The 18940-nt window shown below is 69.6% G+C and carries 17 protein-coding genes and 1 tRNA gene; 15 read left to right on the top strand and 3 right to left on the bottom strand.

Features of this window, described 5'->3' with window-relative positions; translation table 11 throughout:
* Nucleotides 1-7 precede the first annotated feature (7 nt).
* The 5 genes from AB0J46_RS18010 to AB0J46_RS17990 all read left to right on the top strand — a co-directional run bounded on the left by AB0J46_RS18010 (nucleotide 8) and on the right by AB0J46_RS17990 (nucleotide 6211).
* Nucleotides 8-1186 carry a DNA polymerase III subunit delta' gene (locus tag AB0J46_RS18010; RefSeq protein ID WP_364332752.1) on the top strand — a complete coding sequence of 393 codons (1179 nt, stop codon included), beginning with the start codon at nucleotides 8-10 and terminating at the stop codon, nucleotides 1184-1186.
* A gap of 179 nt (nucleotides 1187-1365) precedes the next feature.
* Nucleotides 1366-1893 carry a SigE family RNA polymerase sigma factor gene (locus AB0J46_RS18005; protein WP_358291493.1) on the top strand — a complete coding sequence of 176 codons (528 nt, stop codon included), beginning with the start codon at nucleotides 1366-1368 and terminating at the stop codon, nucleotides 1891-1893.
* Nucleotides 1890-2936 carry a permease-like cell division protein FtsX gene (locus AB0J46_RS18000; protein WP_364332748.1) on the top strand — a complete coding sequence of 349 codons (1047 nt, stop codon included), beginning with the start codon at nucleotides 1890-1892 and terminating at the stop codon, nucleotides 2934-2936. The genes AB0J46_RS18005 and AB0J46_RS18000 overlap by 4 nt, the downstream gene beginning before the upstream one ends.
* Nucleotides 2937-3056: 120 nt before the next feature.
* Nucleotides 3057-3917 carry a regulatory iron-sulfur-containing complex subunit RicT gene (gene ricT / locus AB0J46_RS17995; protein ID WP_364333463.1) on the top strand — a complete coding sequence of 287 codons (861 nt, stop codon included), beginning with the start codon at nucleotides 3057-3059 and terminating at the stop codon, nucleotides 3915-3917.
* Between the two features lie 1094 nt (nucleotides 3918-5011).
* Nucleotides 5012-6211: an AI-2E family transporter gene (locus AB0J46_RS17990; RefSeq protein WP_364332745.1), complete on the top strand. Its 1200-nt coding sequence runs from the start codon at nucleotides 5012-5014 to the stop codon at nucleotides 6209-6211.
* A gap of 103 nt (nucleotides 6212-6314) precedes the next feature.
* On the opposite strand, the gene AB0J46_RS17985 is transcribed toward AB0J46_RS17990, so the two are convergent.
* Nucleotides 6315-6608, bottom strand: a complete 294-nt coding sequence (locus tag AB0J46_RS17985) for a hypothetical protein (RefSeq protein WP_352358484.1) — start codon at nucleotides 6606-6608, stop codon at nucleotides 6315-6317.
* A gap of 430 nt (nucleotides 6609-7038) precedes the next feature.
* On the opposite strand from AB0J46_RS17985, the gene AB0J46_RS17980 reads away from it, so the two are divergent.
* The 3 genes from AB0J46_RS17980 (at nucleotide 7039) to AB0J46_RS17970 (ending at nucleotide 9909) form a co-directional block, all read left to right on the top strand.
* A complete protein-coding gene (locus AB0J46_RS17980) occupies nucleotides 7039-7533 on the top strand; it encodes a DUF1269 domain-containing protein (protein ID WP_358291499.1) in 495 nt (164 codons plus the stop codon).
* 192 nt (nucleotides 7534-7725) lie between these two features.
* A complete protein-coding gene (locus AB0J46_RS17975; RefSeq protein WP_364332741.1) occupies nucleotides 7726-8244 on the top strand; it encodes a hypothetical protein in 519 nt (172 codons plus the stop codon).
* A gap of 279 nt (nucleotides 8245-8523) precedes the next feature.
* Nucleotides 8524-9909 (top strand): MFS transporter, encoded by a 1386-nt coding sequence (locus AB0J46_RS17970; protein WP_364332738.1) that lies wholly within the window; start codon nucleotides 8524-8526, stop codon nucleotides 9907-9909.
* A 21-nt stretch (nucleotides 9910-9930) separates the two neighbouring features.
* Here AB0J46_RS17970 and AB0J46_RS17965 read toward each other — a convergent pair whose 3' ends face one another.
* The gene (locus AB0J46_RS17965) at nucleotides 9931-11763 is read right to left on the bottom strand and encodes a glycoside hydrolase family 15 protein (RefSeq protein ID WP_364332735.1); all 1833 of its coding nucleotides are present in this window, start codon (nucleotides 11761-11763) and stop codon (nucleotides 9931-9933) included.
* Nucleotides 11764-11956: 193 nt separating this feature from the next.
* On the opposite strand from AB0J46_RS17965, the gene AB0J46_RS17960 reads away from it, so the two are divergent.
* From AB0J46_RS17960 to AB0J46_RS17945, 4 genes are all read left to right on the top strand, one after another.
* A complete protein-coding gene (locus AB0J46_RS17960; RefSeq protein WP_364332732.1) occupies nucleotides 11957-13489 on the top strand; it encodes an alpha/beta hydrolase in 1533 nt (510 codons plus the stop codon).
* Between the two features lie 57 nt (nucleotides 13490-13546).
* Nucleotides 13547-13623: transfer RNA gene (locus tag AB0J46_RS17955), tRNA-Thr, on the top strand.
* Between the two features lie 491 nt (nucleotides 13624-14114).
* Nucleotides 14115-14351 (top strand): hypothetical protein, encoded by a 237-nt coding sequence (locus tag AB0J46_RS17950; RefSeq protein WP_364332729.1) that lies wholly within the window; start codon nucleotides 14115-14117, stop codon nucleotides 14349-14351.
* Between the two features lie 137 nt (nucleotides 14352-14488).
* Nucleotides 14489-15136: a ricin-type beta-trefoil lectin domain protein gene (locus tag AB0J46_RS17945; protein ID WP_364332726.1), complete on the top strand. Its 648-nt coding sequence runs from the start codon at nucleotides 14489-14491 to the stop codon at nucleotides 15134-15136.
* A gap of 93 nt (nucleotides 15137-15229) precedes the next feature.
* Here the strand turns inward: AB0J46_RS17945 and AB0J46_RS17940 are convergent, their stop codons facing one another.
* Nucleotides 15230-16003, bottom strand: a complete 774-nt coding sequence (locus tag AB0J46_RS17940) for an alpha/beta hydrolase (RefSeq protein WP_364332723.1) — start codon at nucleotides 16001-16003, stop codon at nucleotides 15230-15232.
* A gap of 103 nt (nucleotides 16004-16106) precedes the next feature.
* Between AB0J46_RS17940 and AB0J46_RS17935 the strand changes: the two genes are divergently transcribed.
* The 3 genes from AB0J46_RS17935 to AB0J46_RS17925 all read left to right on the top strand — a co-directional run bounded on the left by AB0J46_RS17935 (nucleotide 16107) and on the right by AB0J46_RS17925 (nucleotide 18922).
* Nucleotides 16107-16955 carry a helix-turn-helix transcriptional regulator gene (locus tag AB0J46_RS17935; RefSeq protein WP_364332720.1) on the top strand — a complete coding sequence of 283 codons (849 nt, stop codon included), beginning with the start codon at nucleotides 16107-16109 and terminating at the stop codon, nucleotides 16953-16955.
* 128 nt (nucleotides 16956-17083) lie between these two features.
* Nucleotides 17084-18190 (top strand): serine hydrolase domain-containing protein, encoded by a 1107-nt coding sequence (locus AB0J46_RS17930; protein WP_364332717.1) that lies wholly within the window; start codon nucleotides 17084-17086, stop codon nucleotides 18188-18190.
* A gap of 180 nt (nucleotides 18191-18370) precedes the next feature.
* Complete coding sequence (locus AB0J46_RS17925) at nucleotides 18371-18922, top strand: DUF305 domain-containing protein (RefSeq protein ID WP_364332714.1); 552 nt, start codon at nucleotides 18371-18373, stop codon at nucleotides 18920-18922.
* The last annotated feature ends 18 nt before the right edge of the window (nucleotides 18923-18940 follow it).

The raw sequence follows: 18940 nt of genomic DNA, 5'->3' as shown, positions 1-18940 counted from the left end.
TTACGCCGTGACAGTTTTCGATGACCTCGTCGGGCAGGACCAGGCGATCTCCGTGCTGTCGCGGGCCGCTGCGGCGGCCGGCGAGGCCGTCAAGGGCGGTCGCGGCGCCGGCATGACGCACGCCTGGCTGTTCACCGGCCCGCCCGGCTCGGGCCGGGAGGAGGCCGCGCGCGCCTTCGCCGCCGCGCTGCTGTGCCCCGATGCCGGTTGCGGCCACTGCGACCAGTGCCACCAGGTGCTCATCGGCTCTCACCCCGACCTGGAGTCCGTACGTCCTGAGGGCCTGTCCTACAGCGTCAAGCAGACCCGCGAGCTCATCCTGCGGGCCGCGGGCGCGCCCACCCAGGGCCGCTGGCGGGTCATCCTGTTCGAAGACGCCGACCGCGCCACGGAGTCGGCGGCCAACGCCCTGCTCAAGGCCATCGAGGAGCCGCCGCCGCGCACGGTCTGGCTGCTGTGCGCGCCCGCTCCCGACGACCTCATGATCACCATCAGGTCGCGCTGCCGCCAGGTCACGCTGACCACGCCGTCCACCGAGGCCGTCGCCCACGTGCTGGCCACCCGCGACAGCGTGCCGTGGGAGACCGCCGCGTTCGCCGCGCGGGCCGCGCAGGGGCACATCAGCAGGGCGCGGTCACTGGCCCTCGACGAGGGCGCCCGTCGTCGGCGGGAGGCCGTGCTCGGCATCCCGCGCACGCTGACCGGGGTGGGCGAGTGCGTGTCCGCCGCCGAACGCCTGGTCAAGACGGCCGAGGAAGAGGCCGCGGCGGCCACGGCGGCGCTCAACGAGAACGAGACGGCCGAGCTGCGCAAGATCTACGGCGAGGGCTCCACGGGCAAGGGGCTCAATCGGGGGCTGGTGCGCGGCGGGGCGGGCGCACTCAAGGAGCTGGAGGACCGGCAGAAGTCGCGGGCGACCCGCATCAAACGGGATTCGCTCGACGCCGCGCTGCTGGAGCTGGTGTCGTACTACCGCGACGTGCTGGCCATGCAGTTCGGGGCGGGGGTGGAGCTGGCCAACGACGACATCCGGTTCGATCTCGACCAGCTCGCCAGGTCGTCCACGCCGGAGGAGACGCTGCGGCGGATCGACGCGATCATGCGGTGCCGGGAGCGGCTGGGGGCCAACGTCAATCCGCAGATGGCGGTGGAGGCGATGATGTTGTCGCTGCGCGGGGCGGCCTGAGCTGATCCCGGCCACTGCCGGTGGCGGCTGCGCGGGCTGCTTGGGGCTTCGCCTGCGGTGGCTTGCCTCAGGGGTCCGGCTGCGGCGGCCTGCGGTTTCCGCCTTCTCGCTTGTCAGGAGGGCGAAAAGATAGCTGGGTGACCGGAGCAGCAAGTGAGCCCGCGAAGCGTCTCTGTAGCGTGGAAGTCGAACTGCTCTCCCAACAACAGGCCCTGGCGCGGCAACAGGTCGATGTGGCATCGATCTTCGCCGAGCATCATGTGGGCCTCGTGCGGCTCGCCCTGATCATGGTCGGTGATCAGGCCACCGCCGAAGACGTCGTACAGGAGGCGTTCGCACGTACGCACGCCGGCCGGGCCCGTCTGCGGGACGCCGACAAGGCGCTGGCCTATGTGCGTTCCGCCGTGCTCAACGGGTGCCGGTCCGTCCTGCGCAGACGGGCGACGGTGTTCCGGCGGGCGGTGCCCTACGAGCCGCCGGTCTGGTCGGCGGAGAGCGCCGCGCTGCTGGGCGAGGAGCGTCGGGAGGTGCTGCTCGCCCTGCGAGAGCTGCCGCGCAGACAGCGTGAGGCGCTGACCCTGCGCTACTACTTCGACCTGTCCGACCAGGAGGTCGCCGCGACCATGGGCGTCAACGCGAGCACGGCCAGGTCCACGATCGCGCGAGGGCTCGCCGCTCTCGGCCGGGCGCTTGGGGAGGAATCATGAACAGTCCGATGGAAGACAGGCTTCGTGCGGCGCTCGTCGAGGCCGGCGCGACCGTCGACACCGGCGCGCTCAAGCCGCTGCGCACGCCCGAGCGGCGCCGGAGCCGGGTGGACCTCCGGCTGGTGAGCGCGGCCGTGGCGGTGGTGCTCGCGGGGGCTACGACCGCCGTCTGGCTGGGCGTGCGAGGTGACGAGCACGTGGCGACGCTGGCCGGCCCCACCGGCGGTCAGGCCGATGCGCTGGAGCTGTCGATCTTCCTCTGTTCGAGGTCGGCCAGCGGGAAGGCGCCGTCCTGTCAAGGGCATGGCGTCACGCTTGATCAGCTGAAGTCGATCGACAATGCGGCGAAGGAGGTGTCCGGCGTCACCTCGCTCATATATGTGGATCAAGCCGAAGCCTTCGAGAGCTTCCGGCGCGATTTCGCGCACAACCAGCGGCTGCTCGACGCGGTGACGGTCGACGACCTGCGTGCCTCGTTCCGGCTGCGGCTTGAGCCCGGCACGGATCCGGTGCCGGTGAAGCAGGCGCTCAGCTCGCTCCCGGGGGTCGAGGACATCGACCTGGTGCCCTCCGCCGCTTCCCTTCCGTCATCCGGCACTCAGGTCAGCGTCTTCCTCTGCGGCGACGGTTCGGCGCTGCCCGCCTGCGGGGCCGAACGTGCGGCGGACGGCGAGAAGATCGTGAAGGAGGGCAAGGGGGCCACGGCCAGACAGAAGGACGAGATCGTCGCACTCCTGCGTGCGTCCAAGCAGGTCAAGTCCATCGTCTACGAGGACCAGTCGACGGCGTACGAGAACTTCAAACGGAGCTACAAGGACAACAAGACACTGCTCGCCGCCACCAGGGTCGAGGACATGCCGGAGTCGTACCGGTTGCAGATGAGGTCGGAGCGCGACGACTGGAGCGCGCTGATCAAGGCCCTGAGAAAGCGGCGGGGTGTCGCGTCCGTCGTCGACGGCCGTTGTCTGATCGACGCGACTCTGGCCATGGCCCGGTACCGGGTCTCCCTGCCGAAGGGCCAGGACTGCCGGACGGGCGGTTGATTCAAGATCGGGCCCGGTGCCCCTCACGTTCACCGGGTGGACCCACGTAGTGTGGCAACGGAAGGCCGTAACAACCCCCGAGGCCGTCAGGGAGGCGAGCTCGAGCCCATGGGAATGATCATGGCCGTGAGCTTCACGCGCTACGGGAGGCTCTACTACCTCGATCCGGGCGGGCACACCTTCAAGGTCGGCGACAAGGTGCTGGTGCCGACCGACTCGGGCCCCGAGGTGGCGGAGTGTGTGTGGGCGCCGCAGTACACGAGCGAGGACATCGACGGTCTGCCCGTGTGCGAGGGGCCGGCGGGCGAGGATCACCTCTCGCGTGACGAGTCCAACAAACGCCGCAGGGCCGAGGCTCGCAGCGTGTCGAAGAAGCTGATCAAACGGCACACGCTGCCGATGAAGGTCGTCGGCATCGACTATCTCGACCAGGACAACGTCTACACCGTCTACTTCTCGGCCCCTCATCGGGTCGACTTCCGGGCCTTGGTCCGCGACCTGGCCCGTAACCTGCGGGCCAGGGTCGAGCTGCGGCAGATCGGTCCCAGGGACGAGGCGCGGCTGCAGGGCGGCATCGGTCCCTGCGGCCGTGACCTGTGCTGCGCCACGTTCCTGAAGGATTTCGAGCCCGTGTCCGTGCGCATGGCCAAAGACCAGGACCTGCCGGTCAACCCGTTGCGCATCGCGGGGGCCTGTGGGCGGCTCATGTGCTGCCTCAAGTACGAGCACCCGTTGTACGTCGAGAGCCGGTACAGGATGCCCCGCGCGGGAAGCCGGGTGAGCACGCCGCAGGGTGATGGGGTCGTCACCGGGCACAACGTCCCCGCCGACACGGTGACGGTGCGCCTGGACGATGGTGGGAGGCGCTGTGCGTGCCCCTCCGCGTCGGTGTGCTCGCCCCGCATCCAGCACGACACGATGTACGGCAACCAGCAGGAATCGCCCGACCACAAGCCTTCTGGGGGCGGGGAGGACCTCTGAACGCTCCTCCCGTCCTGGGCCCAGATGGCGCTCATAGGCGGCCGGTATCAGGCTGACCGCCTTCCCGAAGGCGACGGGGAGGCCGTGGGAGCTACAGCGTGAGCGGCATGGCTGCGGCGGCTCCGTGCGGCCCCTCGTACGGCCCCGCGCTCACTGATGAGGCCCACCATGGCGAAAAGCACCAGCTCACAACAAACCCCACCCGAAGCGCCAGCCCGCCACCGCAGCACCCCCACCGGCGCGCCATTCGGAGCCCTAGCAGGCCCCACCGGAAGCGCCGACTCGCAGCCAGTAGTAGCCCCACCCGAGGCGCCAGCCCGCCACCGCAGCGGCCCATCGGAACCGCCACTCGGAGCCGAAGTAGCCACATCGGAAGCGCCGATTCGCAGTTGCAAGAGCCCCACCCGAGGCACCGCTCTCGACGCCACCACCTGAGACATCAGTCCGCCGGGGCCGGCCAGCAGCACCAACTCGCTGCAGTCCCAACAGTGGGCCAGGCTCGAACAGCCTCAGCGGGGCATCAGTTCGCAACAGCTTGTCTGATCAGCCCCCGCAGTTCCTTGGGAAGCACCAGCCCACCGAGCCCCAGCAGAGTTCCAGGCCCACTTTAGGCACCCGCCACAGCAGCGCGCCCGAAGCGCCACCTTCCGGCGCCTATGTAAGGGGGCAGCTTGCGAAGTCCGTTCGAAGTGCCGGAGTCAGCCATCCGCCGCGCCCGCGCCCCAGGCCTCGCCTCGCGTCGGCTCGGCCCGGCCCGGCTCGGCCCGGCTCGGCTCGGCCCCCAACCTCGGCCCGCCCCGCCCCGCCTCGGCTCGGCTCGGCCCCACCCGGCTAGTACGGCCTGGGTGTGGGGTGCCGTTCAGCGGGGGTGGGGGCTGGGGGGAGGGGGTGGACAAGCCGGTCGGGTGGGAGATGCGGGGGTGGAGAGGCTGGTCGTCGTACGTTGGGTGCGTCACTTCCATGTATGACGTATTCGGCCGCAGGCTACGGAGGCTGATGGCCGTGCGCCCGGGGTGAGGGCCGGACTCGTTGTCCTCTGCGGTCTTGTCGTTCGCCGTGGTCATCGGAGGTGGGATCTAGATCTCTGGAGAGTCATGAAGAAGCCGGTGCAGTCGAGTGACGGCGGGCCCGCAGTGCAGGTGATGCTCTCACCTGCCAACGTCTGGCGTGCCGGGCTTGCCATGGCGGCCGTCGTCGCGGTGGCGTTCTTCGTCCGGTTCGTGATCACGGACGCGGGTGCGTTGATCGCCATGCTGGTGATGGCGTGGTTCCTCTCTCTGGCCATGGAGCCCGCCGTGCGGCGCACGTCGCGGCACATGCGCCGAGGCAGAGCGACGCTGCTGGTGATGACGCTGTTCATCCTGGCTTTCGTGATCTTCATGGTCCTGTTCGGCAGCATGTTCGTGCAGCAGATCGCGGTGTTGTTGAAGGCTCTGCCCGACGTCATCGCGGGCGTCGTCGAGTGGGTCAACGCCCGTCTCGGCACTCGTTATGAGATCTCCGACATTCTCAAGTCCATCAAACTCACCCCGCAGCAGGCGGCCGACTACGCGCAGGGCGCACTCGGCGGGGTGCTGGGGCTACTGGGCACGGTGACCGGAACGCTGTTCAACCTGTTCACCCTGGCGCTGCTGACGTTCTACTTCTCCGCCGACGGGCCGAGGCTGCGCCGGTGGCTCGCGCAGTTGCTGCCCGGCCGGCTCCAGCAGGTCTTCATCAGTGTCTGGGACGTCTCCACGATCAAGACCGGTGGATACGTCTCATCCCGGCTCATCCTGGCCGCCATCAACGGCACGGCGTCGGCCCTGGTGTTCCTGCTGCTGGACATGCCCTCCTGGCTGGCGCTCGGTGCGTGGACGGGGCTGGTCGCCCAGCTCGTGCCCACCATCGGCACCTACATCTCCATCGCCCTGCCGGTGGTGGTGGGACTGGTCTCGTCACGTCCCTGGGTCGGCCTGGCCGCGCTGGCGTGGGGCGTCGTGTACCAGCAGGTGGAGAACCTGACGCTGGAGCCGAAGATCAGTTCGCGGGCGGTGGACATCCATCCCGGGGTGTCCTTCGCCGCCGTGATCGCGGGGGCGTCGCTGTTCGGCGCGATGGGCGCGCTGCTGGCCATCCCCATCGTGGCCATGCTGCTGTCGCTGATCGACACGTTCGCCACCCGTCAGGAGCTGCGAGAGGCCATGGCCGCCGAATCGGCGCCGCCGGAGGGCGGAGGCGGGGGAGCGTCCTCGAAGGGCGGAGGCGGAGGAACGTCCTCGAAGGGCGACCCCGGTTCGCCGCCGCCGAAGTGACGTGGACCCGAGCGGATCGACGATCGTTCCGGCAGGGGGCCGAGCGGAGACCGCCCCGGGCCCTCCGGTCGGTGTCACGTGCGGCGGTACGGGCGGTGGCCGGTCAGCCGCGGGGATAGCCGGGGATCTGGCGACGTTGGGTCGCGGTGCCGATCCAGTGGAAGAGGTCCAGAGCGACCGATACGGCGATCCAGAACCAGTCCGCTCCTCTCAGGCCGACTCCGGGCACGTACAGGATCACGTACATCAACGTGGTGAACGGCAGGAAGATCAGCCCGAGGAGAGGCCAGATCCACGTGTGGAAGGCGGCGCTGACCAGAGCGGGCCGCGCCACCCAGATGATGAAAACGGCAAGTCGCGGAAAGAGGCCCGCGAAGATCGCGAACAGACATCCCATGGCGGCCCACGTCCCTCCATCACGCCTCGCCGGAAGGTAGGCGAAGGGGATGGTCCCCGCAGCCGGGGCTGCTCATCCTCGACGTTGTGCATGGAAAGTCCCTGCTTCGATTTGCCTGCCCGGGTGCTGTCTCTGCGCATAGAGGTCATTTCCGAAAAATGCACAGATTTGCCTGAGGGAAATCTTTGCCTTCTCGCGGTGGCCGCCCGATTGGGAACAGGGGATCAGAAGCATGGACAGCGGCTTGCCAGGGCGTTGCCGTCATATGCCGTGATGCGGCCGTTGGGGATCTTCCGCTGGGAGTCCCGGGTCACGTGGCCTGCCCGCCCGGAAAGCCGGTCGCAGACCTGTTCCCGGTGGCTGCCCGCACTGCCTTCCGGGGGCGTCCGCAGCTGCTCGCCGATGTAACCGATCAGGAGGAACAAGCCCAATGAGCAACCTCATCGCGATCTCCTATCCCGACCTCCCCACCGCCATCGCCGTACGTGACCGCCTCGCCGACCTGCAACGGCAGAACCTGATCACGATGGAGGACGTGGCCATCGTCGAACGCCGGGCCGATGGGACGATCAAGCTCCACCAGACCAGCGGTACGACGGGTATGGGTGCGGCCGGTGGAGCGCTGTGGGGTGGCCTGATCGGGATGTTGTTCTTCGTGCCGCTCTTCGGCATGGCGATGGGCGCCGCCACCGGAGCGGCCGCCGCAGCGATGACCGACGCCGGCGTCAACGACGAGTTCATGAGGGAGATCGCCGGCAAGCTCGAACCCGGCACCGCCGCGCTGTTCGTCCTGGTCGTGCAGAGTACGCCGGACAAGGTCATTCCGGAGATCCAGTCGTACGGCGGGCATGTCATCCAGACCTCGCTCAACCGCGAGGAGGAGGCGCAACTGCGCGAGATGATGGAGGGGATCGGCGCCCGGTGAACGGAATGCCGCACACCGCCACAGATCCGCGGTGCACCCGCCCGGCCCCGCCTCGCCCTGCGCCGCCTCACCCTGCCCCGCCTCACCCGGCCCCGCCTCGCCTTGTGAGCGCGGCGCGTTTGCATTGTCGCGAGGGTGAGAGTTGAGCACCCTTGTCCAGAGGTGGTCCGGTCATCATCAAGAGAGGTCGTCATGGGGAAGGTGCCCGATCCGGCCGACGGTCATCGGTCGCCGGCCGAAGGCGCCCACAGGGACTACACCGGTGCGGTCTACGGATCACTGCTCGCCGCCTCTGTGGTGGCCGGTGCCGCGTCGCTCGGCAGGTTCCCGCGTCTGGAGATGATCATCTTGCTGCTGGGGACCAGCGCGGTGTTCTGGGCGGCTCATGTCCACGCCCGCCTGTTCGGCGCCCGTGCGGTCTTCCAGAGCATGAGCGTGGCCGACATCCGCCGGGCCTGCGCCGAGGAGTGGCCGATCGTCACGGCGGCCGTTCCGCCTGCCGTCGCCGTGGCCGTCGGGCCGTTGCTGGGCCTCGAACCGCAGGGCACCGCCTGGCTGGCCCTCGGGGTCGCGGTGGCCGGGCAGGTCGGCTGGTCGGCCGCGGCGGCCGTGGGGATCGGCGCCTCCTCTCGCATGGTGCTGGTCACGAGCGTGATCAATCTGCTGCTCGGGCTGGTGATCGTGGTGCTGAAGGCCGCGTTCCACCATTGACCGGACGCCCGCCGGGACGGCCGCTCCGACCGCAGAGGCGGCCGGTCATCCGTGGCGACGGCCGCCATGGAGCCGGCCGCCGCGGAGGCGGGCACCGCGGAGGCGGGCACCGCGGAGGCGGCGAACATCATGCCGGTTTCACATCGAGGTGGTCATGCGCAGGTGGATGATGTGCCGCAGCGATCCCGTCCTTGAAAGGGCCGGCGCCGGTTCGTACGGCGAAGGCGCCGCCCTCCTCGCCACCGATCAAGCTCGGCGAGCGCGACGGCGGGGTGGGCCATGACCGGACCCGCAGCCCCCGGGAGCTCGGCCGCCTTCGCGAAGAGCCCGCTGGCCCCGCTGGCCCTCGCCCAGTTCATCTGCAGCTTCGCCGGCTCGAACATGAACGTGATGATCAACGACATCGGCCGGGACCTGAACACCACGGTGAAGGGCGTGCAGAGCACGATCACGCTCTTCTTGTTGATCATGGCCGTGCTGATGATCCCGTGCAGCAAGCTGACTGATCGCTGGGGTCGCAAGAAGTGTTTCCTCGCGGGCCTCACCCTGTACGGGATCGGCGCTCTGACCAGCGCGTTCTCGCCCAGCCTCGCGGTGCTGATCCTCGGCAACTCGGTCCTCGAAGGGGTGGGGACCGCGTTGCTGATCCCGCCCGTCTACATTCTCGCGACGATGGCCTTCGACGATCTGCGGTCGCGGGCCCGCGCCTTCGGCCTGATCAGCGGGCTGGGAGGCGTCGGCGCGGCTGCGGGCCCGCTGATCGGCGGTTTCATCGCGACGGCGATCACCTGGCGTGCCGCGTTCGTCTTCCAGGCGGTGGTGGTCGCGGTGATCGTCTTCCTCAGCCGCCGGATCGCCGACCCGGTGCCGCCGGATCCGACCCGGCCCTTCGACACCGCCGGCGCGGTCCTGTCGGCGGTCGGCATGTTCTTCGTGGTGTTCGGGATTCTCCAGGCCGGCAAGAACGTACTGCTGATGACGGCGTTCCTCGTCGTCGGAGTGGGCTTCCTGATCTGGTTCTTCCTGCACATCCGGGCCCGGGAACGCGCCGGGAAGGAGCCGTTGCTCACGACGCGTCTGTTCCGGAACCGTACGTCCGATCTCGGGCTCGTCACGCAGAACATGCAGTGGCTGGTCCTCATGGGGACGTCCTTCGTGGTCGCGGTCTTCCTGCAGAAGGTCCGCGGGTACAACGCCGTCCAGACGGGTGTCGTCTTCACCGCGGCGACCGCGGGGATCCTGGTGAGCTCCCTGGCGGCGGAGCGGCTCGCCAAGAAGCACGCCCAGAAGAACCTGATCTCGGCGGGTTTCGCCATGACCGTGGCCGGGATCGCCGTCCTGCTCGCCCTGGTCGAATCGTCGTCGCGGGTCGTCGCCTTCGTGCCGGGGCTGTTGCTGATCGGGCTGGGCGTGGGCGTGATGCTCACGCCGTCGGTCAACGTCGTGCAGTCCAGTTTTCCCGAGGAACAGCAGGGCGAGATCTCCGGATTGTCGCGCAGCGTGTCCAATCTCGGCTCGTCGTTCGGCACGGCGATCGCCGGCACGATCATCATCTCCGGGCTGGCCGAAGGGAACCGGTCCTATGCCCTCGCCATGATCGCTCTTGCGATCTTCGCCCTGGTGGGCCTGGCCGCCGCGATCCGGCTCCCCGCCGACCCCCGGTGACCCCGAGACGCCGTGCGCGGTCTACCGCCCGCCCGGTTCGGCACGGTCGAGGTGTTCGTCGAGGGCGACGGCCGCGGCGATGAGCGCCAGATGGGTGAACGCCTGCGGGAAGTTGCCGAGCTGCGCGCCTGACGGGCCGATCTCCTCGGCGAACAGGCCGACGTGGTTGGCGTAGGTGAGCATCTTGTCGAAGGCGTACCGGGCCTGCTGCAGCCGTCCGGCGCGGGCCAGGGCCTCGACGTAGAGGAAGCTGCACAGGTTGAACGTTCCCTCCGACCCGCGCAGGCCGTCGGGGGAGGCGGCGGGGTCGTAGCGGTAGACGAGGCTGTCGCTGACCAGCTCCTGGTCGATGGCGTCCAGGGTGCTCAGCCAGGCCGGGTCGCGGGGAGAGATGAACCCGACCCGGGGCATGAGCAGCAGCGAGGCGTCCAGCACGTCGGTGCTGTAGTGCTGGACGAAGGCCTGCCGGTCAGGGCTCCAGCCGCGGTCCATGATCTGGTTGAAGACGGCGTCCCGGACACTCATCCAGCGCACGAGGTCAGCGGGACGCGAGTAGGTGGTGGCCATCCGGATGCCGCGATCGAAGGCGACCCAGGTCATCAGCCGGCTGTAGGTGAACTCCTGACGCCCGCCGCGGGTCTCCCAGATGCCTTCGTCGGGACGGTCCCAGGTGTCGGCCAGCCAGTCGAGCAGCTCGGCGAAGGACCGCCAGCCGCGGATGCCGCCGATCTCCTGGGCCTGGGCCAGGGCGTCGGCGACTTCACCGTAGATGTCGAGCTGGAGCTGATCGGAGGCGGCGTTTCCGGCCCGTACCGGCCGGGAGCGCCGGTATCCCTCCAGGTGGTCGAGTACTTCCTCGGTCAGATGGGGATCCCCGTCGATCCGGTACATGATCTGCAGCGGCTCACCGGAGGCGCGGCCGGCGAGGAGCCGTTCATGCAGCCACGTACGGAACGCCTGGGCCTCCTCGACGAAGCCGAGGCCGATCAGGGCCCGGACGGACAGGGAGGCGTCGCGGACCCAGGTGTAGCGGTAGTCCCAGTTGCGTTCGCCGCCGATCTGCTCCGGCAGCCCCATCGTGGCGGCGGCGATCGGAGCGCCGGTCGGCGCGTACGTGAGGAGCTTGAGAGTGATCGCCGACCGGTTCACCATGTCGCGCCAGCGACCCCGATACCGGGACGCGCGCAGCCAACCGTGCCAGAAGGCGCGGCAGGCCTCGAAGCTGTCGCGGATCCCGTCGGCGGTCACGGGCGGCACGTCCTGGTCGTCGCCGCTGCAGCTGGTCAGGACGATCGCCGCCGTCTGGCCGGCCTGGAGGGTGAAGTCCGCGACGATGTCCTCACCGTCCGGGCGCAGGGCGACAGGGCCGGCGGCCTGCAGGTGGAGGTTCGTGCCGGGGCCCTGGAAGACCGCTGAGCCGGCGTCGCCGAGCGCGAGGGTGTGCGGTGCCCGCCCGTAGTCGAAGCGGGGACGGCAGGCGAAGACGAAAGGCAGGCTCCCGCGGACCACCCGGACGAACCGCACCAGGCGGTGCCGGCCGGAAGGGGTGCTGGAGGCGTTCGGCTCCATGAAGTCGGCGACCTCGCCGACGCCGCCGGAAGCCATGAACCGGGTGACGAGGACGGCGGTGTCCGGCAGGTAGAGCTGCCGCACGGCCGCCTCGTCGCTTCCCTCCATGTCGGCGGCCAGCCGGCAGTGGCCCCCGCGCTCACTGTCGAGGATGGACGCGAAGAGGCTCGGGGAGTCGAACCGGGGCGTGCACCACCAGTCGATGGTGCCGTCGCTGGAGACGAGCGCGGCGGTCTGCAGGTCTCCGATCATGCCGTGGTCCGCGATCTGCGGGTAGCCGTTCATCGATGCCTCCGTTGTTCGCCGGACATACCGGACGACTGCCTCCGGACGTGTCGACTTGGCGACCGTCACCGGGGGGACGGAGCAGCCTTTTCAGGCTAACTCCTGGTATCGCAGGAAGTCATCCAGGGTGACGACCGCGCGCCTCGGCCCGGCGATTCGCCGGAGGGCATCCAGGGGGTGGTTTCCTGGTGCGGTGCGTGAATACCGCTCGTGGGGAGCCCTCGCCCTGCTGCCCGTGCCGGGCGTGTCGCGGTGGTGGGTCGCGCGGTGGCTGCGCCGCGTCGTGGCGGGGGGCGTGGTGCCGGTGGTGCTTCTCGCCGGTGGGTGTGGCCGTCCGGCGGAGCGGGTGGTGCGGGGGCTCGGCTGGTCCGGCTGCGGGGACGGCTTCGAGTGCGGGACGTTGCGGGTGCCGCTCGACCATGAGCGTCCCGACGGTGAGCGGCTTGAGCTGGCGGTCGTCCGGCTGCCCGCGACGGGCGACCGGATCGGCTCGCTGGTGCTGAACCCGGGTGGGCCGGGGGCGTCCGGGGTGGAGTACGCCAGGGCCGCCCGGCTGGTGGTGGGCGAGAAGGTACGGGAGCGGTTCGACGTCGTCGGGTTCGACCCGCGCGGGGTCGGCCGGTCGGCGCCGGTCGAGTGTCTCGACGACGAAGCTCTCGACGCGTTCGTCGCCATGGACACCACCCCCGACACCCTTGAGGAGCGAGGTGCGCTGGAGGCGGCGGCGCGGCGGTTCGCGGACGGCTGCCAGAAGCACTCCGGCCGGCTCCTGCCCCACCTGGGCACCGTGGACGTGGCCCGCGACCTGGACCTGCTGCGCCAGGCCCTGGGCGACCAGAAGCTGACCTATCTCGGCAAGTCGTACGGGACCTTTCTCGGGGCCGTCTATGCCGACCTGTTCCCCGGCAAGGTGCGCGCGCTCGCGCTGGACGGCGCCCTCGACCCGGCCGGCTCGCGGGTGCTGGTCAACACCGAGCAGGCCGTGGGGTTCGAGGAGGCGCTGCGCGCGTACGCCGAGGACTGCCTGGGCGACCGCGACTGCCCGTTCGCCGGCCGGACGGTCGAAGAGGCGACGGACGAGGTCGGGGCCCTGATCCACCGCGCGGACACCCGGCCTCTGGAAGGCGGCGGCCGGCGGGTCACCGAGGCGCTGGCCACCCTCGGCGCGCTGACGCCGCTCTACGACCGTGCCTCCTGGCCGGAACTCACCGAGGCGCTACGCCGGGCGCTGAACGGCGACGGCTCACTCCTGCTGCGCAACGCCGACCAGCTCGCCGGCAGGCAGGACGACGGCACCTACTCCAACCAACTGGCCGCCAATCTGGCGGTGAACTGCGTCGACGGCCCTTATCCGGCGACGGCCGCGGCGTTCGCCGAGGATGCGGCGCAGGCGTCCAGGAAGGCGCCCCGGTTCGGGCCGTACATCGTGTGGTCGTCCCTGCCGTGTGCGTTCTGGCCGGCCCGGCCCACCTTCTCGCCGCACCGCCTGACCGCCGCGGGGGCTCCTCCGATCCTGGTCGTCGGCACGAAACGGGACCCGGCGACGCCGTACGGGTGGGCGCGGGCGCTGGCGGGTGAACTGCGGTCCGGCGTACTGCTGACCTACGACGGCGACGGCCACACCGCGTACGGGAACGGCTCCCCCTGTGTGGACGACGCCGTGGACCAGTATCTCGTGAAGGGGGTGCCGCCGAAGGACGGTGCGATCTGTCCGGGCATCCGGTGATCGGAAGGAGCAAGAACCCTTAGATCTCCTGTAGACTCTTCCAAGCCGTACAGGCACGCCGCCTTAGCTCAGTCGGCCAGAGCACTTCACTCGTAATGAAGGGGTCTGGGGTTCGAATCCCCAAGGCGGCTCCACTTCAAAGGCCCTCCCGGTTCGTCCAGGAGGGCCTTTTGCATGGGCGTACAGCACCCGCCTCTGTCATGGACAGGTCAGACCAGTTCAGTGGCGGGATCAACTGCGGGTGCGGGTCCACCGGCCCGCCTCGGCGCACAGGGGCCGGCTGGTTGACGGGGCCGCGGTGCCGATGCACTCTGGGAGCGAGGGGAGTACCCCTTCGCGGCGGCCTCGTCATCACGGCACAGTACACACAGGGAAGCCCTGGAAGCCCTGTCTGTACTCCCGGGGCCGTCGGTCCGCCTGAGCGGGCGGGGGAGACCTCGGGTGATGGAACGCGCCCACCGTCGTCCGGGCGGTCATGATCGAACAGCGTTCCTTGAGACAACCGAATGGGATGACGAAATCCCGTCTGAGACCCGCCAGGTGAGGGGAACTCAGCTTGCCAGTGTGCCACTGGTCGAGCTGAGCCCCCGCTTGCTCGACCCGAGCAGGCGGAGGAGTGCGGGTCATGCAGTTGTCGGTGTTGGTGATCGCGGCCGTTGTCACGCTCGCGATTCCCGCCGTGGCGATGACGGTTGTGGCGATCGTCGCGCTCCGCGGCACGCGGCCGGATGAGCGGCCTGAGATCCTGCGGGCCCTCGCAGTCCTGGCGCGGGCGAATCGTGGCTCGATCTCCGAATTGGCGCAACGCAGGCGACTGCCGTCCTCCCGGGCTGCGGAGAATGCCGGGCGGGACCGGGTGTAATGGCCGGTGTGCGCGGGTTGGTCACTGTGTGTGCCGGGAGGAGGGAAGGGGACTGTAAACGGAAGGTGATTGATCGAACACCATGAGTTGCGACATGGTGCATGAGCCCTGTTCAACGCACCCTCGGAGGGACACTCATGCTGGTTCGTCGCCTTCTGTCTGGAGCCGTCCTCGTCGTCACCGTCAGTGCGGGTCTCGTGCTGCCCGCCGCGGCTTCCGCTCCGAACCCGATGTGCATCGACGTCACCAACGACCGCGGTAACGGGGTCCGGATCTATCAGTGGGAGTGTCAGAGCGGCAACAACAATCAGAGGTTCGTGATCGACGGGGGTCAGATCAAGATCAAGGACACTCTGGGGACGTCGCGGCCGATGTGTGTCGATGTCACCAACGACCGTGGCAACGGGGTCCGGATCTATCAGTGGGAGTGTCAGGCCAACAACAACAATCAGAGGTTCGTGATCGACGGGGGTCAGATCAAGATCAAGGACACTCTGGGGACGTCGCGGCCGATGTGTGTCGATGTCACCAACGACCGTGGCAACGGGGTCCGGATCTATCAGTGGGAGTGTCAGGCCAACAACAACAATCAGAGGTTCGTGATCGACGGGGGTCAGATCAAGATCAAGGACACTCTGGGGACGTCGCGGCCGATGTGTGTCGATGTCACCAACGACCGCGGTAACGGGGTCCGGATCTATCAGTGGGAGTGTCAGGCCAACAACAACAATCAGAGGTTCGTGATCGACGGGGGTCAGATCAAGATCAAGGACACTCTGGTCTGAGCCGGCGGGTCGGTGGCGGGGGCTGGTCCGCGGTGAGCGGACCGGCCCCCGCCGTCCTTGTGCCGGACGCCGGACTGGTGACGGGGGCAGAGGTCAGGAAGTGAAGTCGCGGACGAGGGTGACGAAGTCGTCGGGGCGTTCGACGGCGGAGACGTGGCCGGTGTCGAGTTCCACGTAGGAGCTGCCGGGGATGGCGGCGTGGAGCTCGCGGGAGTTCTCCACCGGGATCAGGCCGTCGCGGGCGGCGCCGACGACCAGCGTGGGGGCCGTGATGCCGGGCAGCAGGCGGCGGAGATCGACGCGGCGGCCGAGGTCGATCTGGCGCAGGCGGTTGGGGTGCGGCCGGAAGTACGTCGCCCGGCTCTCCAGGTCCTCGGGGCCGAGGGAGTTGAGATAGCGGCGGCTGAAGGCGGTCAGCATGGAGAAACGGGCGAAGGCGTCCGGGGTGCCGGCCAGGCCGAGCCAGGTCTGCAGGGCGGTGCGCAGGTAGGCGTCCTCGGTGTGGGCCCAGCCGGAGACCGGGATCAGGCGGCGGACGAGTTCGGGGCGGGTGGCGGCGAGGGACAGGGCGACCACCGCGCCCAGGGAGAAGCCGAGCAGGTCCACGGGTGCCTTGCCGGAGTCCTCGATGACGGCCGCGAGCTGCTCGGTCAGGCCCTCGACGGTCAGGGGGGCGCCGTCGTCCTCGACGAGGTCGCTGCCGCCGAGGTCGGGCAGGATCACGGTGTTGCGGTCGGCGAAGCGCTCGGCGACGCCGTCCCAGGTCGATGAGCCCGGGCCGGTGCCGTGCAGGAGCACCAGGCCGGGGCCGTCGCCGACGGTGCGGTAGACGACGCGGGTCCCGGAGACGGTCAGGTGTCGGGTCATGGGCGCCACCGTGCCAGCCGGCGTCGCGGATGAGGAGCGGACCGGATTCCCTAGGACAGACAGTCCTGGACTGCGATATTTCGCGGTATTGCAGGATGGGCTCATGGATCGTGCAGAGCTTGCTGACTTCCTTCGCCGCTCGCGGGAGCGGCTGCTGCCCGGCGAGGTGGGGCTGCCGTCGGGGCCGCGTCGCCGTACGCCGGGGCTGAGGCGGGAGGAGGTGGCGCAGCTCGCGGGCATGTCGGCCGACTACCTGATGCGGCTGGAGCAGGCGCGCAGTCCGCAGCCGTCCACCCAGCTGCTGGGCGCGCTGGCGCGGGCGCTGCGGCTGACGGGCGACGAACGCGACCACCTCTACCTGCTGGCCGGGCACCGGCCGCCGGCCGGGCCGCGGGCGGGCGAGCACGTCAAGCCGAGCCTGCTCTACCTGCTCGACCGCCTCGTCGGTACGCCCGCGCAGGTGCTGAGCGACCTGGGCGACGTGCTGGCGCAGAACGCCATGGCCGAGTCCCTGTTCGGGTGCAGTTGCACGGTCGAGGAGCCCGATCGCAACATCGTGTGGCGCTGGTTCACCGACCCGTTCAGGCGCGAGGCCTACCCGGAGGAGGAGCACGCCGAGCGCTCCCGCGTGCACGTGGCCGACCTGCGTGCGGCGGTGGTCCGCCGGGGCAACGACGAGCCGGCCCGCGCCCTGGTCGAGCGCCTGCGCCGGGCCAGCCCGGAGTTCGTCTCGTTGTGGGAACGGCACGAGGTCGCGGTACGCCGCGGCAGCCGCATGCGGGTCCGGCATCCGGCCATCGGCGCGATGGAGTTCGACTACGAGGTGCTGCTGGCCCCGGCCGAGGACCAGCGGCTGCTGATCTTCACGCCGCCGCCCGGGTCGAAGACGTTCGAGGCGCTGGAGCTGCTGCGGGTGGTGGGGCCGGAGACCGTGCACCGGAGCCATCGGTAGGCGTACGGGAGACGCCGCGTCAGCGGGCACGTCAGGACGGCGACGGTCCCGTGTCAGTGCGGCCGGGGATGGTTGAACCATCACCGGTTCGGGGAATCGGCCCGAAGGCTCTGAAAGGCGTACGAAGCATGACGAACGACAGCGTTTCCGTGGACAACGTGGCCGAGCGCCCGGAGCTGCAGAAGATCCTCCAGGAGATCGTGGACGCCGGTTTCGTCGGCGTGCAGATGCGGGTGAACGACGAGCGGGGCGAGTGGGTCGGCACCGCCGGGGTGCGCGAGCTGGGCGGCCTCGCCGAGCCGCCGGCGGACGGGCGGTTCCGGGTCGGCAGCGTCACCAAGACCTTCACCGCGGCCCTGGTCCTGAGCCTGGTGGCCGACGGCGTGCTCGGCCTGGACGATGTCGTGGACGACCACCTGCCCGAGTTCGGGCTGGACCGGCGGATCACCGTACGGATGTTGCTCCAGCACACCAGCGGCGTGTTCAACTTCACCGGCGAGTACTACGAGGACGGCACCGTCGTGCCGGGGATCGTCTGGTCGGGCAAGGAGTGGGTGGAGAACCGCTTCAAGACCTACCAGCCGCAGGAGCTGGTACGGCTCGCGCTGTCCAAGCCCGCCCGCTTCGAGCCGGGGGCGGACTGGAGCTACTCCAACACCAACTACGTCCTGGTCAGGCTGCTGATCGAGAAGGTCACCGGCCGTCCGCTGGCCGAGGAGATGCGGCTGCGCGTCCTGGACCCGCTCGGGCTGCCGGACACCGTCGTGCCGGACACCGACACGGAGATCGCCGGGCCGCACGCCCACGCCTACTACCGCTACGAGGAGGACGGCCAGGACAAGACGGTCGACGTCACCCGTCAGAACCCCTCCTGGATCTCCACCGGCGGCGACATGATCTCGACCACCCGCGACCTGCACACGTTCATCTCCGGGCTGATGGGCGGCCGGCTCCTGCCGGCCCCGCTGCTGGACGAGATGCGCGCCGCGCATCCCAAGGTCGGCTACGGCCTGGGGGTGTTCGTGCAGGACGCGGACCCCGACACCGGCACCGTCATCACGCACAACGGCGGCATCTCGGGCTCGGCGGCGCTGATGTACAGCACGCCCGACGGCCGCAGGACCCTGACCGCCTCGGTGACCTACGTGGACGACGCCGCGATGTCCCAGGCCGCGGCGTTCCAGGAGGTCGTGCAGCGGCTGGTCAAGGAGGTCTTCGGCCAGGCGGCCTCCTAGGGGCCGGGCCGGACGGTGGGCGGCCCGGCGCCGGTCCGCCGCGCCGGTCGTGCCGGACGGCGAGCGGCCCCGTGCCGGCCGCCGCGCAGGCGGTCCGCCGCCTTGACAGGGGCCCTTGCGCGCCGGGGGGAAATCGTCTAACTCTTAGGAAGGTTTCCTTTTTAATGGAAGGCGCGCAGAGTGGCCGCTACCCCCCGATCCGGCGCCCTGAAGCTCGTCCTGGCGGCCCTGTGCCTCCTGCTGGCCACCGCCTGCGGGGCTGCCGGAGCCCAGGCCCCTCCGGTGAACGCCCAGGACGTGATGTTCGTGCAGATGATGGTGCAGCACCACCGTCAGGGCATAGAGATCGCCAAGCTCGGCAGTCAACGGGCCACCGACGACCAGCTCCGGATCCTGGTGGCCGCCGTGGCCAGCACGCAGCAGGACGAGGTCGAGATGATGCTGCGCTGGCTGTACGCCTGGGAGCAGCCGCTCACCGCCGCCTCCGGCGCCCATGACCACCATGGCGGCATGCCGGAGACCGACCGCAAGCAGATCAGGGCGCTGAAGAAGTCGAAGTCCTTCGAGCACGACCTGATGACCCTGCTGATCGCGCACCAGGGTGACGCGATCAGGATGGCGGACACCGAGGTGGCCTCCGGCGCGGACCCGGCGGTCAAGGAGTGGGCGGGGCAGGTGCAGGCGTCCCGCAAGGCCCAGATCGACCTGATGAAGGACCTGCTCAAGCGCTGATCGGGGAAGATCCCCGGT

Source organism: Nonomuraea sp. NPDC049758 (assembly GCF_040674635.1).
Classification (GTDB): Bacteria; Actinomycetota; Actinomycetes; order Streptosporangiales; family Streptosporangiaceae; genus Nonomuraea.
The sequence above is the reverse complement of the archived record's forward strand: the minus strand, read 5'-3'. Positions and strand labels throughout refer to the sequence as shown.

What these genes read in the sequence shown, in the direction of transcription:
- AB0J46_RS18000 (WP_364332748.1), top strand. Translation starts at nt 1,890, where the DNA reads ATGAACAGTCCGATGGAAGACAGGCTTCGTGCGGCGCTCGTCGAGGCC.
- ricT (WP_364333463.1), top strand. Translation starts at nt 3,057, where the DNA reads ATGGCCGTGAGCTTCACGCGCTACGGGAGGCTCTACTACCTCGATCCG.
- AB0J46_RS17990 (WP_364332745.1), top strand. Translation starts at nt 5,012, where the DNA reads ATGAAGAAGCCGGTGCAGTCGAGTGACGGCGGGCCCGCAGTGCAGGTG.
- AB0J46_RS17985 (WP_352358484.1), bottom strand. Translation starts at nt 6,608, where the DNA reads ATGGGATGTCTGTTCGCGATCTTCGCGGGCCTCTTTCCGCGACTTGCC.
- AB0J46_RS17980 (WP_358291499.1), top strand. Translation starts at nt 7,039, where the DNA reads ATGAGCAACCTCATCGCGATCTCCTATCCCGACCTCCCCACCGCCATC.
- AB0J46_RS17975 (WP_364332741.1), top strand. Translation starts at nt 7,726, where the DNA reads ATGGGGAAGGTGCCCGATCCGGCCGACGGTCATCGGTCGCCGGCCGAA.
- AB0J46_RS17970 (WP_364332738.1), top strand. Translation starts at nt 8,524, where the DNA reads ATGACCGGACCCGCAGCCCCCGGGAGCTCGGCCGCCTTCGCGAAGAGC.
- AB0J46_RS17965 (WP_364332735.1), bottom strand. Translation starts at nt 11,763, where the DNA reads ATGAACGGCTACCCGCAGATCGCGGACCACGGCATGATCGGAGACCTG.
- AB0J46_RS17950 (WP_364332729.1), top strand. Translation starts at nt 14,115, where the DNA reads ATGCAGTTGTCGGTGTTGGTGATCGCGGCCGTTGTCACGCTCGCGATT.
- AB0J46_RS17945 (WP_364332726.1), top strand. Translation starts at nt 14,489, where the DNA reads ATGCTGGTTCGTCGCCTTCTGTCTGGAGCCGTCCTCGTCGTCACCGTC.
- AB0J46_RS17940 (WP_364332723.1), bottom strand. Translation starts at nt 16,003, where the DNA reads ATGACCCGACACCTGACCGTCTCCGGGACCCGCGTCGTCTACCGCACC.
- AB0J46_RS17935 (WP_364332720.1), top strand. Translation starts at nt 16,107, where the DNA reads ATGGATCGTGCAGAGCTTGCTGACTTCCTTCGCCGCTCGCGGGAGCGG.
- AB0J46_RS17930 (WP_364332717.1), top strand. Translation starts at nt 17,084, where the DNA reads ATGACGAACGACAGCGTTTCCGTGGACAACGTGGCCGAGCGCCCGGAG.